This window comes from Roseibium sp. SCP15, assembly GCF_040329435.1.
GTDB lineage: Bacteria > Pseudomonadota > Alphaproteobacteria > Rhizobiales > Stappiaceae > Roseibium.
This window is the reverse complement of the sequence record NZ_JBDZYI010000002.1, coordinates 59,149-75,184: the sequence shown is the minus strand read 5'-3', so window position 1 is coordinate 75,184 and position 16,036 is coordinate 59,149. Positions and strand designations below refer to the sequence as shown.

Genomic DNA, 16,036 nt, shown 5'->3' with positions numbered 1-16,036 from the left:
TACCGTCCTCCCGATCGGTTTGGGCGCCTCGTTCTGCAGGTTCTGCTCAAAGACCCCGGCAGAACCCCTTGCGCTGCTTTTCCAAATCCGATCACAGCTCAGTCTTGCTGTCTATTCGTCTTGCGAACAAGGCGCATGAGAGCGGATTTCTGTGATTTAGGCAATTGATTGCGATTGATCACAGATCGTGAAGTTACCTTCACATCCTTTCATAAAACATTGGGATACAAACCAAGTATGGTGTCGCAAACAATGATTGGGGGATATGCCTAGTGACAAGCTTGATCGACCGGTTGAGCCCGGAAGGACGCAATGCTCCGGAAAGCGGGATCGTCGAAGTGTTCAACGCTGGCTGGGGGCGCGATGACCTGATTCCACTTTGGGCCGGGGAAGGGGATCTGTCGACGCCGGATTTCATCTGTCACGCAGCGAAGGAGTCGCTCGACAGGGGCGAAACCTTCTACACTTATCAGCGCGGCATTCCTCAATTGCGCGAGGCATTGGCCGACTATCATAAAGATCTCTACGGCAAGGACTTTTCTCCGGAGCGGTTTTACGTCACCGGATCGGGCATGCAGTCGATACAGCTTGCTGTCCAGGCTGTTGCAGGAGCCGGAAAGGAGGTGATTGTACCTTCACCGGCCTGGCCAAACATCACTGCAGCGGTGGAAGTCCATGGCGCGCGGGCTGTCCCGGTGACAATGCGTGAAGAGGAAGGTGGTTGGCAGCTGCATCTGGAAGACATCGAGGCGGCCATCACACCCAACACAACGGCTCTTTTTCTCAACTCTCCCTGCAACCCGACCGGCTGGGTTGCAAAGCAGGACCTCCTGAAGGACGTGCTGAACCTTGCCCGGAAGCACAAGCTCTGGATCATTGCGGACGAAATCTATGCATTGTTCTATTACGGCGAAGGGTCTCGTGCGCCGTCTTTCTATGACATAGCGGAAGAGGACGATCAGATCGTCTTCGTGAATTCCATGTCCAAGAACTGGGCGATGACAGGCTGGCGAATCGGCTGGATCTCGGCTCCTCCTGTTCTCGGTCAGGTTTTTGAAAATCTTATCCAGTATTCCACTTCTGGTGTTCCCTCGTTCTCTCAATGGGGTGCTGTTGCCGCATTGCGGGAAGGGCGAGAGTTTCTGGAGGCGCAGGTTGCCCGTGCGCGTGCAGGGCGAGACTGTCTTCTCAAAGGATTTCAGGGCCTCGATCGCGTCAGGGTTCTCCCTCCTGAGGGGGCATTTTACCTGTTCTTTTCGATAGATGGCGTTACCGATACGCGCCAGTTCGCGCTCGACCTGGTGCGTCAGACCGGAGTTGGTCTTGCGCCGGGAACAGCCTTTGGTGTGGGCGGCGAAAACTATCTGCGGCTCTGCTACGCCCGGCGCCAGGATCATCTGGAAGAAGCAGTGCGGCGAATTAGCGCTTGGCTTCCAGCGATTTAGCCGTTTGACGGGTTGCTGGCCTACGGGAAAACCCCTAAACCATAAATGGACGTGATTTCCATATGGGTACAGGGATGACGCGAGACAGCGTTCTAGACCACGATGAGGAGACAGCAGCAGTATCGGAAGCCCGCCTTGCGAGCGTTTTCGACACCGCTGCGGATGGCATTATTGTCACCAATGATCGCGGGCAGATCCTGGCCTTCAACAAGGCATGCGAACACCTGTTCGGATTTGAAGCCTCGGATCTGCTGGGCCAGAATGTCAGCTGGATCATGCCGGACAGCCATGCCCGGCAGCACGATCGCTATGTCCGCAACTACCTTGAGACCGGTGAAAGGAAAATCATCGGAATTGGCCGCGAGGTTCAGGCGCGCCACAAGGATGGCACCGTGTTTCCGATCGAGCTCTCGATCGGCGAAGCTGCAACGCCTTACGGGCGTCAGTTCATCGGCATTTTGAGGGATCTGCGGTCGCGCAAGCAGATCGAGGACCGGTTGGCGAAAACGCAGGCGCAGCTTCTTCATATGACGCGTATCAGCGCACTGGATGAGATGGGCGCTGCGATTGCCCACGAGCTCAATCAGCCTCTGACCGCAACGCTGCTTTACCTGCAGACCGTCTCCCGCAAGGCCAAGGCTGAAAGCTCGCTGGACCCCATGATCCTCGATGTGATCGACAAGGCGGTGCGCGAAGCGGAACGGGCCGGTGAAATCATCCAGCGCATGCGGCAGCTGGTTGAAAAGAAAGCACCTGAACGCCAGAAGATTGATGTTCTGGAACTGGTCAGAACATGTCTCGAAATGGCGGAGCTTGGAAACGGCGATGCGAAGTCCTGCTTCAAGGCAGAAGTTGCCGAAGAACTTCCGCCTCTGTTTGCGGATCCCGTGCAGATCCGGCAGATCCTGATCAATCTTCTGCGCAATGCGCGGGAAGCCGTTGCAGATCAGACCGGAGGGACGGTCACGCTGTCGGTTCTCCATGGCGAAGACGGATTGGAATTCAGGGTCCGCGACAACGGACCGGGCGTACCAAAGGAACTCGTGGAAGGACTCTTCCGCGCCTTTACCGGTGCGAAACACAAGGGTGTGGGTTTGGGGCTGGCGATTTCACGATCGATTGCACAAAACCACGGTGGTGATTTAAGACTGGAATCAGCGCCGGATGGCGGCGGCGCTTCGTTTTTGCTGACGCTACCTGTCAACCCGGCGGAAGATATCACTGTGAGGCCGAAAGAGCCTGTCGCTGAATAAGAAGTAAGGAAAAGATAGAGATGAAATCTGACGCGGAGGCCATTTACATCGTTGATGATGACCCTGCGGTGCGCGACGCGTTGTCCGTGTTGTTCAACATGGAAGGATACGTGGTCGAGACCTTTTCTGACGGCGATACCTTTATCCAGTTTGCAGAGAAGGCCGTGCCTGCCTGTGTCATGCTGGACGTGCATATGCCGGGTCGTTCCGGGATTGAAATCCTGAAGGCGTTGAACGCGGAAAACTATCCGGCTCCGATCTTTATCATTTCCGGGCAGGGGGATATCCCCATGGCTGTAGAGGCCATCCGAAACGGCGCGTTTGATTTCATCGAAAAACCTTTCTCTGCCGAAACCGTGCTGGAACGTGTTCAGGACGGTATCAACGCCATGAAAAAGCGTGAGGAAGAACAAGCCACTCCCTCATTCCAGGGATCGGATGCGCTTACCCGTCGCGAGCTTGAAGTGCTGAAGGAAATCACCGATGGCGCTTCCAACAAGGAAGCGGGTCGGACGTTGGGGATTAGTCCAAGGACTGTCGAAGTCCATCGCGCCAGAATCATGGAAAAGCTCGGCGCGCGTAACGCGGCGGACCTGGTACGGATCGTATTGGGGCACCCGCAATAGGGAATCAGCCCGGAATTTCATCAAGACCCTGCCGCTGCTCAGCCGTGGCAGGGGCCAATTATCTCAAGACTTCGTATTTCTGCGTACATGCGTCAGCGGGATTGTGACGTATGTATGTACCCAGGTGCTGCAAAATCGCCAGCAGCTGAGGACGAAATCACGTGGATGTTCATATTGTGGAAGATGATGCAGCGGTTGCAGACGCTTTATGCGTCGCGCTGGCTGACCTGAATCATAGTCCAAGAGTATATCCGGATGGGGAAACTTTCCTCGCGCAAGCGAGCCTGTCGGCATGCCACTGCGTGATAGTTGACCTTGGTTTGCCCGGAATGAGCGGCTCCGAATTGGTCAATATGCTCAGTGAACAAGCGAAACCACCCAAGATAATCGCCATTTCCGGGAAGCCGCGTGTAAAGCTACTGCGGCACATGCGGGCTGTTCCGGGGCTCACGGTTCTCCGCAAACCGCTTTCCATAGACATGCTCTCTGAAGCAATCGAACAGGCTCGCCCGATCTGAACCGCGAGCGGTGATTGGGGAGTGGTTGCTTTTTTTCGCATGCTACCAAAGTCGTGCGTCCTTTCATCTCATATGTAGTTCCTCTTACGCAGTCGACCGAATTCCTTCAGTGCAATCCGTTGGTTAGATTGCACCCTGCAACTTGCGGAGCGTCGGACGGGGCGCTTGGCAACGGCGTGTGTGCATCAGGTTTTACAGGGCAGTGTAAAGCTCGGGTTCACTGAATTACAGGCGCCGCGTTTGCGATTACAGGCCGTGCATGAATGCACGAAGGAGGGACGTATGGCATATCTCGAAGCAGTCACCCCGACACACGGTGTGAGCGCAGGGCAAAACCGCGCGCCAGTTTGCGTGACCGGAAAATCTTCTTTTTCCGAGTTCGGCGCGAAGGCCGCTCGATATGAGACCCATGCGGTAATCTACTATGAGGGCGATCCCACCAAGCGTCTTTATGAACTGGTCAGCGGTTCCGTGATGCTCTACAAGCTTCTCCCGGATGGCCGCCGCCAGGTTGTCGAAGTTCTTCGTCCCGGTGACATTTTCGGTCTAGCCGGCAGCGATGAACATGATTGCACTGCAGAAACATTGACGGAAACCGAAGTGCATGAAATCGACCTGCGACAGGTCGAGCGTTCTGTCGATCTGCAGCGTACCTTGACCCGGTGTCTCACCAATCAGATGCAAACCCTTCACGAGCATGCGGTTTTGCTTGGCCGAAAATCGGCAGTCGAGCGCGTCGCCAGCTTCCTCATGCATCTCGTTCCGAACCGGGGTGGGCTTGGATGTGTTGGTCCCAGCGATGAAGAAAACGATGTCTGTGACCTGAAACTTCATATGACGCGCCAGGAAATCGCCGACTATCTTGGCCTGACGATTGAAACCGTCAGCCGGGTCGTGTCGGATCTGAAACGGCGTGGCGTGATCCGGGTCGACAAGGCGGACAAGATCCACTTGAACCGCGTCTGCTCCCTCTGCCAGATGACCGGCATGCACTGATCGCGCCCTAAAGCGGAAATGAAAGACGGCTGCGGAATTCCGCAGCCTTTTTTGTGTTTCCACACTGGTTGGAAAAAATCATCGAACTTGCTTGAGCCGGACCTACGGTCATAGCTTACAGGAACCTTCGTGGAGGTTCCCATGGACAGAAAAACTTCAAAGGATGTGCTCCTGACGGCTGCCGAATGTGCCAGCCGGATCGGCATCTCGGCACGTGCGCTTCGCGTTTACGAAGCGCAAGGATTGCTGAAACCGGTCCGGACCGAGAAAAACTGGCTGCTTTACGGTGTCGACGATATCGCCCGATTGAACGAGATCATGTTTCTCAAGCAACTGGGACTTAGCCTGTCAGAGATCGCGAAGCTGACTTGCGATCGGACTGTAGATATCAGCAATCTTCTGGAATTGCAGGAAGTCTTGCAAAACAACCGTTTGGAGCAGGCTGAGCGCAGCTTGCGGCTGATCAGCGGATTGCGAGCAAAATGCAGTTCTGGCGACAATCTGTCGATGGATGACCTTCTGGCCCTGGCCAAGGAGGTACAGATGAGTGAAGCAGCGGATGAGCTTGCCTGGAAACGCTATGAACAGGCGCGTCCAAGAACAGAGAAGAAAACGGAGGCTGGAGAACTCCTGGAATTCGTAGGTGAGTATCAGTTTGAAGATGGCTACGTCATGCGGATTTCCGACAGTCAAGGCCAATTGCGGGGTCAGCTTCTGGGGCAACCTGAAATTGATCTCTTCTGTGAAGACAAGGACCAGTTCTTTCTGAAGGTGACGCCCGCACAGATCGTATTCTCAAGGGATGCTACAGGCCAAGTCGACGGACTCGCCCTTCATCAGGGCGGTTACGAAATGAAGGCCCGGTGCTGTGAGACAGGTGAATTCGACAGAATGAAAGGCGAGCTCAACGAACGAGTTGAGACAAAATCGGCCTTTCCGGGAAGCGAACAGATGCTACGCAAGGTGATAGACGACCATAGAAGAGGCAAGCCCGATTACGACAATATGAGCCCGTTGCTCAAGTCGCTTGTCGAGGAACAACTTCCCGTCGTCAGGCAAGAGCTTGAGCGCCTGGGGAGGGAGAAGAGCATAGAATTTAGGGGTGTCGGAACGGATGGCTTCGATATCTATGTCGTTGATTTCGAAGGCGGCCGTGTCGAGTGGGGACTGGCGCAAGGCAGCGGCGGTCAATTGACCGGCCTTTATCTTCGGCCAACCCCATAGCGAAGGAAATCGGAAGAGCGCGCTGATTGCGCGCTTTTCGCTTTTGGAAGATCAGACTGCAGTTGAGTGTCTTGCCTTGCCCGTCGCCTGGCTTTCAACCAGATAGGCGTCAAAGGCTGCGGCGACGAGCCGGACATAAGGGCGTCCTGCTTCGGTCACCTGTACCTTGACCTCATCACCAGCACCGCATTCCAGTTGAACCAGTCCGTCTTCGACGAGGCCGTCCAATGCGGCGAAGGCATCGGACACGTCCTGGACCGCCATCCCATGTGCCTTGCAGATCGGAGCAAGATCGCAGGAGTAATTGGTCATCAATTCTTCAATGATCCGGCCGCGCAGGCGGTCGTCTACCGAAAGCGCCAATCCTTTGCTGACCGGCAGTTCGCCCGCAAGGATGCTCCGCCGCCAGTTGCCGACATCCGGCATGTTCTGGATAAATCCTTTCGACAGTTTGCCGATGGAGGAAACACCCAGGCCAACCAGTTGCTCGCCCTGGTCCGTGGTGTAACCCTGGAAGTTACGCTTCAGCGAACCGTCGTTGAGAGCAATCGCCATACTGTCGTCGGGCCGTGCGAAATGGTCGAGGCCGATTGCGACATAGCCGGCTTCGAGAAGCGCGCTGCGGGCAAGGTCGGCCAGTTGCAGCCGTTCTGCAGCAGAGGGCAGGGTCGCCTCATCGATCAGCCTCTGGTGCTTGCGCATCCAGGGCATATGCGCATAACCGAACAGAGCAATCCGTCCCGGAGCCAGCGAAAGCGTTTTTTCCACCGTATCCAGAATGGTTTCCGGCGTTTGCAGCGGGAGACCATACATCAGGTCAAAATTGAGTGCCGTCAGGTTCGCGGAGCGCAAATAGTCCGTCGCTCGTGCAACCACCTCATACGGTTGCACCCGGCCAATGGCCTTTTGGACATTCAGGTCAAAATCCTGCACGCCCAGGCTTGCGCGGTTGACGCCAATGGCGGAAAGCGTTTCAGCAAGTTCGGCCGAAACGAGACGCGGGTCCAGTTCAATGGCATGTTCGAGATCCGGCGCCAGATCGAAATGCGACTTCAGCAATTCCGACAGTTCGACAAAGCTCTGCCTTGGAAGCATGCTTGGTGTGCCGCCACCCCAGTGGATGTGCCGGACGGGACCGGCATTTCTCAGATGCTTGCCGACGAGGCCGATTTCCTGTCCGAGCGTAACTGCGTAGGTCTTGAGGGGAGCTTCCTGACGCGTTGCCTTCGTGTGGCAGCCGCAATAGTGACAAAGCTCACGGCAATAAGGCACGTGCAAGTAAAGCGACAGCGTATCATCAGGTGTGATAGTGCTCAGCCAGTCCGCATAGGTCTCGGCTGTCACGCCAGCGTGGAAGTGTGGCGCAGTCGGATAACTTGTGTAGCGCGGTACGTTGCGCAGGGCGTAGGAAAGCGGATCTTTTGTCATGGCCGCATATTTTCCGCATTTGTCCGTGGAAGCCTTGATATTGCTCAAGTCCGGAGCAACGAAATTGGAGAGCGACTGTGAAAGACATTGATGAACCACCGGTCAAAGGTGATGCCGGCGCGCAGTACAGGCTTCACGGTTCTCCCGACAGCGCCAATTTTGTCGTGCGAATGATTCTGGAGGAGCTTGGCCGAGACTATGAATATGTGCCGGTTGACCGGTTGGTTTCGGAACAGAAGTCGGAGGCATATAGAAAGCTCAACCCGCAGGGACTTATTCCGGTTCTCGAGGTCGCAGGGCAGGACGCTCCATTGTTTGAAACCGGTGCGATTATCCAGTTCCTGACGGATCGCTACGGCGCGCTTTCTCCCGAGCCCCTATCGCCGGAACGAGGACGGTTCCTCAAGTGGTTGTTTTTCATTTCCAACACGTTGCACGCAGATCTGCGCATATCCTTCAAACCGCACAGGTATGTTGAGGACAGGTCGAAATGCAATCTGCTGGCCGATGCCTTGACCGGCCGCATCGCATCCGCCTTTCAGCAACTGGAACATGAAATTACCGCAACCGGCGGGCCTTATCTTCTGGGAAGCGAAGTGAGCTGTCTCGATCACTATCTGGCAGCGTGCGCGCGCTGGGCGCAGATTTACGGGCAGTTCGGCAGCTGGCCGGTCGATTCATCGCCACGCATAAAACATTTGCTGGCGGAGCTGGAAAAGAGACCGGCGGTCAGGCAAGCTTGCAAACTGGAGATGATCGAGGGCTCTCCTTTCGTTTCACCTTCTCCAGTGACCTTGCCGGGCATAACAGCGTAGCTGGTTGCAACTTGATTATGTTGATTGATGCAATCAATGATGCGCAAGCTGATCAATATATCTATATCGCTTGAAGATCTTGAAAACCTGACGGCTTTTTATGACCCTCGCCAAGCCAGACACAACCATCGTTCGATTGCCTGCCACACTGCTGATCGCGGCTCTTGGCGGCTTCGTGTTCTACATCCTCGATCTGCCGGCCGCCTGGCTTTCCGGTGCAATGGTGTTCGTAGCGGTGGCAACGCTCGGAGGGGTTCCAACGGTCCTACCCAATCGCTTGCGAGATGCGTTGTTTGTGCTGATCGGTATCTCCATGGGAGCGGGCGTGCGTCCGGATGTTGTTGAGCGTATTGGCGAGTGGCCGGTTTCAATGGCGCTTTTGCTCGTCGTGGTCGTTTGCGTCACCCTTGCCGGTTACGTCGTGCTGCATTTCGGAGCGAAATGGTCGAAGGAAACGGCTTATTTCGGTGCTATACCGGGAGCGTTGTCTTATGTGATTGCGTTGGCGTCCGATCGGGGAGCCGATCTGCCCCGCATTGCTTCCAGCCAGTCTGTACGCCTCTTTGTGCTCGTTGCTTTGCTTCCCTTTGCTGTCGTGTCTTCAAACGGCGTGGTCGAGGGGGAAGGGGGCATTGTGGTGTCTTCGAGCCTGCGTGAAATTTTGCTGGGTGTGCCCGTGTGCCTTGCTGCCAGTTTTGCGGCGGTAAAGCTCAAGGTGCCGGGTGGATGGATGACCGGCGCTTTCTTCATGAGTGCGGGGTTGAATGCTTCGGGTGTTCTGACATTGGCACTCCCGGACTTCGTCGTCCTTCCCTGCTTCGTGATGATGGGCGCAATGATTGGCTGCCGGTTCGGCAACATGACACTGCGCCAGTTCGTCAGCGTGCTCGGCGCCTCTTTGGCCGCCTTCAGTGCGGCGTTCCTGACATCCATCGTCGGGGCTATGCTCGTGTCGGCGCTGGTCGACATTCCTTTCGGGCAGGCCCTGCTTGCCTATGCACCGGGGGGATTGGAAGTCATGACGCTGCTGGCCTTCATGCTTGACCTGGACCCGGCCTTCGTAGCGGCACACCAGATTGCCAGATTTACCGGGATGGTTCTGCTGCTCCCCCTCGTGACGGGCCTCGTGCTTGGCCAGCGTCCGCGCTAGCTTCCCTCGATCGCAATCAACCTCACGCTTGCAGCTCGACCGTCCGTTCGGCAGCCCAAGAAATCCAGACGGGGCCTGTGTCCGAAAGACCTTGCAGATCCTTATCCCGGCCGATGACTTTGATTGTTTCTCCCTGCCAATTGATGATGCAGGTTCCCATGGCCCCGCCGAACACCCGTTGAACCAATTGGGCTTTCAGTCGGTTCGGTGTGTTTGGTTCAGTCTCGGAAATTTCCAGGTTTTCGGGTCTGACAGCGATCTTCTCTGCTTTGGTTCCTGCAATCAGGCTTCCGTCACGCAGCCGGAGGCCGCCGTCTTCCGGTGTACCGGTAAAGAGATTGGCTTCGCCCAGAAAACGTGCAGTGAATTCGTCCCTGGGGTCGTCATAAACGGCGCGTGGCGGACCGTGCCTTATGACGCGGCCATCCTTCAGGATGCCGATCTGGTCCGATAGCGTCAGTGCCTCTTCCTGGTCATGCGTGACAAAGATCGTCGTGATCCCGATCTCGCGTTGGATTCGCTTGAGTTCGATCTGCATGTCGACCCGCAAGGCCTTGTCGAGCGCGGAAAGCGGCTCATCAAGCAACAGCACACGCGGCTGGGTGACAATGGCGCGGGCCATGGCGACACGTTGCCTTTGCCCGCCAGAAAGCTGGTGTGGTTTCCGCTCGCCCAGATGTCCGAGTTGCACAAGCTCCAGGGCTTCTGCCACCCGTTTCTTGCGATCGGCGGACGGCACCTTGCGTACCTCCAGCCCGAAGGCGACGTTGTCTGCAACGCTCATGTTTGGAAACAGCGCATAGTTCTGAAAAACCATGCCGATTTCACGATGCTCCACGGGAACATTCTCGACGGGCTGTTCACCGATGATCACGCGGCCGGTATCCGGTATCACGAACCCTGCAATGGCGCGCAGCAAAGTGGTCTTGCCGCTGCCGGAGGGGCCCAGAAGTCCGAAGAACCCGCCATCGGGAAAGGTCAGCGACACGTCGTTAAGGGCTTTCAGGGCACCATAGGACTTGATCAGCTTTTCAACCCTGACTTCGGCCATCAGCGTTCTCCTCCAAAGTTCGAGTAGCGCGCGGCAAGAAGCATGATGCTCATGGAGGCCGCTATGATTATCGTTGAAATTGCGTTGATTTCAGGCGTGAAGCCTTTGCGGATCGAGGTGTAGATCAACACCGGCAGGGTGCTGTCGCCCGGTTCCGAAAGGAAGTAGGAGACCACGAACTGATCGAAGCTGACGGCAAAGGCGAACAGTCCACCGGCAATGATACCTGGCAGGATCCAGGGAATGGTCACAGAGCGGGTCACTTTCCAGGGAGAGGCTCCAAGAGAGCGCGCCGCTTCTTCCAGCGTGCGATCGAATGTGGTGAGCCGGGCCGTCACGACGACGATGACATAGGGCAGGGCCAGCGCAACGTGACCGATAATGACTGCGGGCGTGCCGCGGCCAAGGCCGATGCCGAAGAAAAACACCAGCATGGCCGTACCGGTAATCAGCCACGGAATCGCAATTGGTGGGAACAGCAACACCTGCAGGACCTTCTTGCCGCGAAACTCGTACCGGAAAAGCGCGACCGAGGCGGCGGTGCCCAGGCTCGTCGCGACAATGGTCACGATGACCGCAATCCAGACCGAACGCCACGCCGCAGCGAGTATCTCGCTGTTTCGCCAAAGTCTCTCGTACCATTCCGTCGAAAAGCTGAAAGGCAGCTGGTAGAATTCCGAGGCGTTGAAGGACATGGCCGCCATCACCAGGATCGGCGCGTACAGAAACACCAGGATCAAGGCCACGTAGACGCGGCCAAGGCCGGCAAGAAAACGGTTGCTCATGTCTGGGCTCTCCTGAGGATCGGGCTGAAGGCAGCCAGGATAGCCAGCACCACGGCCAGGAGAATGAAGGACAGTGCAGCTCCCAGAGGCCAGTTGAAGACGGCCACGAACTGATCCTCGATCACCGTGCCGTAATAAGTGCCGAAACGGCCGCCCAGAAGGCGTGGTTCCATGAACGAGCCGACTACTGGCACGAAGATCAGGACCGCTCCGGCAATGATGCCAGGGGCTGCCAGGGGCAGGATCAGGCGGGTCAGGATTGTTCTGCGCGGAGCTCCCATCGATCGGGCGGCCTCGATCAGCGTATCGTCAATGGCCTGAAGCGCCAGATACGAGGTCAGGATGACATAGGGAAGGTAGGAATGGACCAGCCCGATCACGATGGCCGTCGGGCTGAACATCAGATTTACGTGCACGTCCCAAGGCAGGATTGCATTGACGGCGGTGTTCAGGACACCATTGCCGCGCAATACGATGGCCCAGGAGAATATGCGGACAAGCGAGTTGGACCAGAAAGGCAGGATGACGAGAAGAAATAGTGCTTCCCGAGACCGCCCGCGGATCACCTTGGCCAATACGAACGCGCAAGGAAAACCGATGACGACCGAGAAGGCCGTCACCGTCAGCCCAAGCTTCAGAGATTTCCAGAGCAGGGTCGCATAGGTGCCCGTTTCAAGAAATTCCCGGTAGTTGTCCAGCGTGACGTGCCATTCGCGTTCGCCGAACGGCACGTCTGACAGAAAGCTGAAATAGGCCATGGCCGAAAGCGGCAGAAAAACCGCGACCGTCAGCCAGATGTAAGCCGGAGAGAGAAGCATAAGCGCTCGTGTCCGGTCTTCACGCGCCATCATGGTGCTCACGACTTCCCGTCTCCCTTTGATCAGCCGTTACTGGTTGGCTTTCAGGCCTTGCCAGAGCTTCAGGTAAGTCTCGCGGTCTTCATCGGAGACCGGCCGCATGAACTGGACCTTGGCAACGGTTGCCGGATCACCCAGGACCTTGCGATTGAAGCTTGTTTCGGGAAGGCCGGCGGCTGCCTTTGCATTTGACGTTGCAGGTGCGCCTTCGGCATCCCACTTCACGTAGAATTCCGGATCGATCATCCAGTTAATAAAGGCGTAGGCCGCGTCCTTGTGTTCCGATGTCGAAGGAACAGAAAGGCCGTCCAGCCAGCCGATGGCGCCTTCTTCAGCCACAACGAACGTGATCGGCAGACCCTTGGCAATGGAGCGTGACGCCGAGCCGGACCAATAGGTCGCTACCGCAAATTCACCCGAAGCCATGTACTGGTTCCAGTCGTTCTCCGACCCCCAGAACGTGGTGATCTGTGGCAGCAGTTCGGTCAGTTTCTCCTTGACCGCGTCCATATCCTGTATGTCGTTGATGTTCTGGCCGGTTGCCATTGCAGCAAACTGAACCGCTTCCAGACCATCGTCCCGAATGGAGACCCTTCCTTTCAACGCAGGGTCCCAAAGGACCGAAAGTGATGTGGGAACTTCGGAAAACTCGTTGGCATTGACCGCAAGCGATGTCAGGCCCCAGGTCCATGGAACGCCATAAAGTTCGCCACCGGGGTTGAGGTCCTCGTTTTCAGCCAGATTGGGATCCAGATCGACAAAGTTCGGGATTTTGGAACTGTCGATCGGAGAAATCAGGCCTTCGTCCTTTGCCCGCGCCGTGTAAGCCGCGTTGATCAGGACGACATCATAGGCGCCGGGATTGGTGCGCAGCTTGGTCAGCATCTCCTGTTCGGACGTGAAGTATTCATGAACCACCGTGTGCCCGGTCGCCTCAGCAAAGGCTTCCAGCGACCAGTCGAGATCGGTGCCGTAACCTTGCCAGTTCAGGACTCGAATTTCATCGGCAAACGCGCTTTGAGCAGCAAGCGCCATTGCCGTGGTCAATAGCAGTCTTTTCATTCTTTCCTCCTGTATCAGAATGACTTTCGGACCGGCGCAGATGCGAACTACCGGCCCATTGCCTCCAGTGCCGTATTCAGGATCGGTGCTGTTGCGGGGCCTTCCCTTGTGGTCGAAAGGGCGGCACAAACATTGGCAATTTTCGCCGCCTCCAGCGGCGCTTCTCCACGGGAAACCAAGGCGATGAAGGCACCTGTATGCGCGTCCCCGGCGCCGTTCGTATCAATTGCCTCTACCCGGTGGCCCGGCAGATGAATGCACTCGCCATTGGCCTCCGCAAACCAACATCCATCAGCCCCCATGCGAACCAGTGCGCCTCCCGCACGCCCTTTCGCCAGGGATGAAGCAGCCTTGGCCGGATCTGCAACTCCCGTCAGAAACTCCGCTTCGTTTTGATTGGCTGTGATCCATGTGGCGGCATGCATAGCGGCTTCCCGTGCAGCCGGCTTGATCTGGGCCACGAGCGGGCAGGGGTCGAAGACCAGTTGAAGGCCTTCGGGCGGGTGCGCAAGCCATTCGGTAAGTGCCGCGTGGCTTCCAGCGTAACCGAGCGCGTAACCGGAAATGAGAAACCAGTCATCGGCTCGCACCTGGATCCTCGCCAGGTCTTCGCTGCGGACAACGCCATCTGCGCCCGGCGCGGCAATAAAGCTTCGCTCTCCATCCCGGTCGACAAGGACGGTGCAGCAACCCTGGTCCATGTCCTTCAGACGCGGTCGCAACAATCCGATCTCTTCTGCCTTGAGTGCCTTTTCCACGATGTCTGAAAGCGGTCCCGTGCCAAGCGTCCCGGCATAGTCCACTGCAACGCCGGTGCGGCGCGCGGCAATCATCGCATTTATGCCGCCACCGGCCGTCAGCGTGCTGTCATGGACAATCGCTTCGGTGCCGGGCAGTGGCACTTGTTCGACGGTGTAGATCAGATCAACGATCACGCCGGACAGCTGGACCATTCGAGCGGTCATGGCGCGGTCCTCCGGCGATCGGATTTTTCATTGCGAATGTGCAGCAACGACCCGGCGATCGGTTCCAGATCGAGGTGGTTGACTTCCAGAACCCGGTTGATCTTGTCGGCAGGAAAGGCGGCAAGCCCTGTGCAGGCGCCAACCATGGAACATGCAATCGCGCCAATGGTGTCGGTGTCGTCACCGAAATTTGCCGCCAGAAGAGCCACCTGCCACGGATCATCCTTGGCGAGCCAGGCGATGCCGAATGCAGCTGCGACGGATTCACGGCTGGCGACGGAATTGCCGGCGGTCTTCAGCAAGGCCTCTTCTCCACCGGTTGCCGCAGCCTCAATGGCGTCAGTTATCCGTGCATCCATATGGGCTTCGCCAACAGGGTGTCCCTTGCTACTGCCCAGTTTGCAGGCTTCCAGCGCCTTGGGCAGCGCGGCCTCCAGGCTTGAGCCATCCAGTCCCTGGCTGATTGTCATCGCGACGGCCGAAGCCGCAGCTATGGCCTCTCGCGAAGAGTGCGTGACCTGGCAGGCCTCCACTACCTTTTCGACAAGACCGGCAGTGTCATCGGCGGGCATCATGACCCCGACCGGCGCAATGCGCATCGCAGCCCCGTTGGTCGTACCGTTCTTGCCGGTCTCTTTTACAGATGTACCGGCCGCCAGTGCCTCCAGAGCGGACTTGGACGAAGGACCGAGCAGATCCAGAAGCCCGCGAGCGCGAACATCGGCTTCCCATTCGAGCAAGGTTTGCGCCCAGAGGTGGTCGTCAAACCCGTCCGGGTTTGCGATCAGCAATTTCGCCAGAAGCAATGTCTGCTCGGTATCGTCGGTCACCTGAGCGGAGGTGAGACCGTGAGACACCGGATGACCGGAATAAGGGGCGACAAAATCAGAGATGCGGCCATAGGCAGACACGATGTCCGGTCTCTGGAGTGTCTGCGCGGGCATTCCAAGCGCATCCCCCAGAGCGACACCGGCAAGTGCACCCATGGCTCTGTCCATCTGAGAGGTCAAAACGATATCCTCAAACCAAAGCGTGCCGGATCCAGAAGGCTCTCGACATACTCAAGCGCCGAGCCGTCAGCGCAGCGTGTAATGCGTCGAAGACGAAGCATGGGATCGCCGACAGGGCGTTTCATGATGGCTGCATCAGCTCCTGACAGGGCTGGAACGACATCCGCCATCTCTTCACCGCTGGCTGCGACAAGTCCGAATTCATTCAGTGTTTCGCTGAGGGAGTCACCGTGCAGTCCCTCGCGCAGGACGGTCTCGAATTCCGGTCTCCAAGGAAGGCGGCTACGCTCCAGTGAAATGCCGCAATTTGCTTTCTGACAGAAACGGAGGCGGTCCAGGCAAAGGTAATCGGTGTCGATATTCAGCGATGCATTCGCTTCGGAGCTCGGAGCCCGTTCAAGCGATAGAAGTCGGGTTTCGATTGCGCCTTCACCTTCCGAAAGGGCGACGGTCCAGCCGAGATTGCTGTCGATTGTCGTCCCGTCGTAAGTGACGAACGAGCCGATCCCCGTGCGCGTCGTGATAAGCCCTTGCCGGGAAAGCTTCTCCAGACCGCGTCGGACGGTGTTTCGGCTGACGGAGAACCGGCGCATGAGGGCGCCTTCGCTCTCAAGCTGATCCCCATGGCCGAACCGGCCTTCGCGGATCTCCCGCTCGATCGTCTGGGCCAGTTGTTCCGCCTTGGGGAGGCCGATGTTCTTTGCTGCTTTCATATTGAGTACCTGTTCCTACTTGTACTTTCATCGTGACGTTTGGATTTGTCAAGAAGATTTCCCCGTGAGGCCATGAGGAGAGACTTTCTGCGAAGTTTCCCGCTTGGATATTTACGCAGAATTCTGCCTTGGTTGATA

General features: G+C 57.1%; 16 protein-coding genes. 8 read left to right on the top strand and 8 right to left on the bottom strand.

Annotation, left to right across the window (positions count from 1 at the left end; genetic code table 11):
* Window positions 1-272 precede the first annotated feature (272 nt).
* The 6 genes from ABLO27_RS07720 to ABLO27_RS07695 all read left to right on the top strand — a co-directional run bounded on the left by ABLO27_RS07720 (window position 273) and on the right by ABLO27_RS07695 (window position 6,062).
* Window positions 273-1,445 (top strand): pyridoxal phosphate-dependent aminotransferase, encoded by a 1,173-nt coding sequence (locus tag ABLO27_RS07720; RefSeq protein WP_353031824.1) that lies wholly within the window; start codon window positions 273-275, stop codon window positions 1,443-1,445.
* Window positions 1,446-1,519: 74 nt separating this feature from the next.
* Window positions 1,520-2,698 carry a two-component system sensor histidine kinase NtrB gene (locus ABLO27_RS07715; RefSeq protein ID WP_353031823.1) on the top strand — a complete coding sequence of 393 codons (1,179 nt, stop codon included), beginning with the start codon at window positions 1,520-1,522 and terminating at the stop codon, window positions 2,696-2,698.
* A 20-nt stretch (window positions 2,699-2,718) separates the two neighbouring features.
* Window positions 2,719-3,324, top strand: coding sequence for a response regulator transcription factor (locus tag ABLO27_RS07710; RefSeq protein ID WP_353031822.1), 606 nt, complete (start codon window positions 2,719-2,721; stop codon window positions 3,322-3,324).
* Window positions 3,325-3,485: 161 nt separating this feature from the next.
* A complete protein-coding gene (locus tag ABLO27_RS07705) occupies window positions 3,486-3,842 on the top strand; it encodes a response regulator (RefSeq protein WP_353031821.1) in 357 nt (118 codons plus the stop codon).
* Window positions 3,843-4,124: 282 nt separating this feature from the next.
* A complete protein-coding gene (locus ABLO27_RS07700) occupies window positions 4,125-4,838 on the top strand; it encodes a cyclic nucleotide-binding domain-containing protein (RefSeq protein ID WP_353031820.1) in 714 nt (237 codons plus the stop codon).
* A 141-nt stretch (window positions 4,839-4,979) separates the two neighbouring features.
* On the top strand, window positions 4,980-6,062 hold the full coding sequence (locus tag ABLO27_RS07695) for a MerR family transcriptional regulator (protein WP_353031819.1): 1,083 nt from the start codon (window positions 4,980-4,982) through the stop codon (window positions 6,060-6,062).
* 51 nt (window positions 6,063-6,113) lie between these two features.
* Here ABLO27_RS07695 and hemN read toward each other — a convergent pair whose 3' ends face one another.
* A complete protein-coding gene (gene hemN / locus ABLO27_RS07690; RefSeq protein ID WP_353031818.1) occupies window positions 6,114-7,490 on the bottom strand; it encodes an oxygen-independent coproporphyrinogen III oxidase in 1,377 nt (458 codons plus the stop codon).
* A gap of 77 nt (window positions 7,491-7,567) precedes the next feature.
* On the opposite strand from hemN, the gene ABLO27_RS07685 reads away from it, so the two are divergent.
* Both ABLO27_RS07685 and ABLO27_RS07680 read left to right on the top strand, forming a co-directional pair.
* Window positions 7,568-8,305 carry a glutathione S-transferase family protein gene (locus tag ABLO27_RS07685; protein WP_353031817.1) on the top strand — a complete coding sequence of 246 codons (738 nt, stop codon included), beginning with the start codon at window positions 7,568-7,570 and terminating at the stop codon, window positions 8,303-8,305.
* Window positions 8,306-8,405: 100 nt separating this feature from the next.
* On the top strand, window positions 8,406-9,455 hold the full coding sequence (locus ABLO27_RS07680) for an AbrB family transcriptional regulator (RefSeq protein WP_353031816.1): 1,050 nt from the start codon (window positions 8,406-8,408) through the stop codon (window positions 9,453-9,455).
* Between the two features lie 22 nt (window positions 9,456-9,477).
* On the opposite strand, the gene ABLO27_RS07675 is transcribed toward ABLO27_RS07680, so the two are convergent.
* The 7 genes from ABLO27_RS07675 to ABLO27_RS07645 are packed head-to-tail and all read right to left on the bottom strand — an operon-like array spanning window position 9,478 to window position 15,898.
* Entirely contained in the window at window positions 9,478-10,506 is a 1,029-nt protein-coding gene (locus ABLO27_RS07675) for an ABC transporter ATP-binding protein (protein WP_353031815.1), read from the bottom strand.
* Entirely contained in the window at window positions 10,506-11,291 is a 786-nt protein-coding gene (locus ABLO27_RS07670) for an ABC transporter permease (RefSeq protein ID WP_353031814.1), read from the bottom strand. Before ABLO27_RS07670 ends, ABLO27_RS07675 begins: the two co-directional genes overlap by 1 nt.
* Window positions 11,288-12,142 carry an ABC transporter permease gene (locus ABLO27_RS07665; RefSeq protein ID WP_353033489.1) on the bottom strand — a complete coding sequence of 285 codons (855 nt, stop codon included), beginning with the start codon at window positions 12,140-12,142 and terminating at the stop codon, window positions 11,288-11,290. Before ABLO27_RS07665 ends, ABLO27_RS07670 begins: the two co-directional genes overlap by 4 nt.
* A gap of 36 nt (window positions 12,143-12,178) precedes the next feature.
* Window positions 12,179-13,210 carry an ABC transporter substrate-binding protein gene (locus ABLO27_RS07660; protein ID WP_353031812.1) on the bottom strand — a complete coding sequence of 344 codons (1,032 nt, stop codon included), beginning with the start codon at window positions 13,208-13,210 and terminating at the stop codon, window positions 12,179-12,181.
* Window positions 13,211-13,257: 47 nt separating this feature from the next.
* The gene (locus tag ABLO27_RS07655; RefSeq protein WP_353031811.1) at window positions 13,258-14,175 is read right to left on the bottom strand and encodes a PfkB family carbohydrate kinase; all 918 of its coding nucleotides are present in this window, start codon (window positions 14,173-14,175) and stop codon (window positions 13,258-13,260) included.
* Window positions 14,172-15,185 carry an ADP-ribosylglycohydrolase family protein gene (locus ABLO27_RS07650; RefSeq protein ID WP_353031810.1) on the bottom strand — a complete coding sequence of 338 codons (1,014 nt, stop codon included), beginning with the start codon at window positions 15,183-15,185 and terminating at the stop codon, window positions 14,172-14,174. Before ABLO27_RS07650 ends, ABLO27_RS07655 begins: the two co-directional genes overlap by 4 nt.
* Window positions 15,182-15,898, bottom strand: a complete 717-nt coding sequence (locus ABLO27_RS07645; protein WP_353031809.1) for a GntR family transcriptional regulator — start codon at window positions 15,896-15,898, stop codon at window positions 15,182-15,184. Before ABLO27_RS07645 ends, ABLO27_RS07650 begins: the two co-directional genes overlap by 4 nt.
* Window positions 15,899-16,036: the final 138 nt, after the last annotated feature.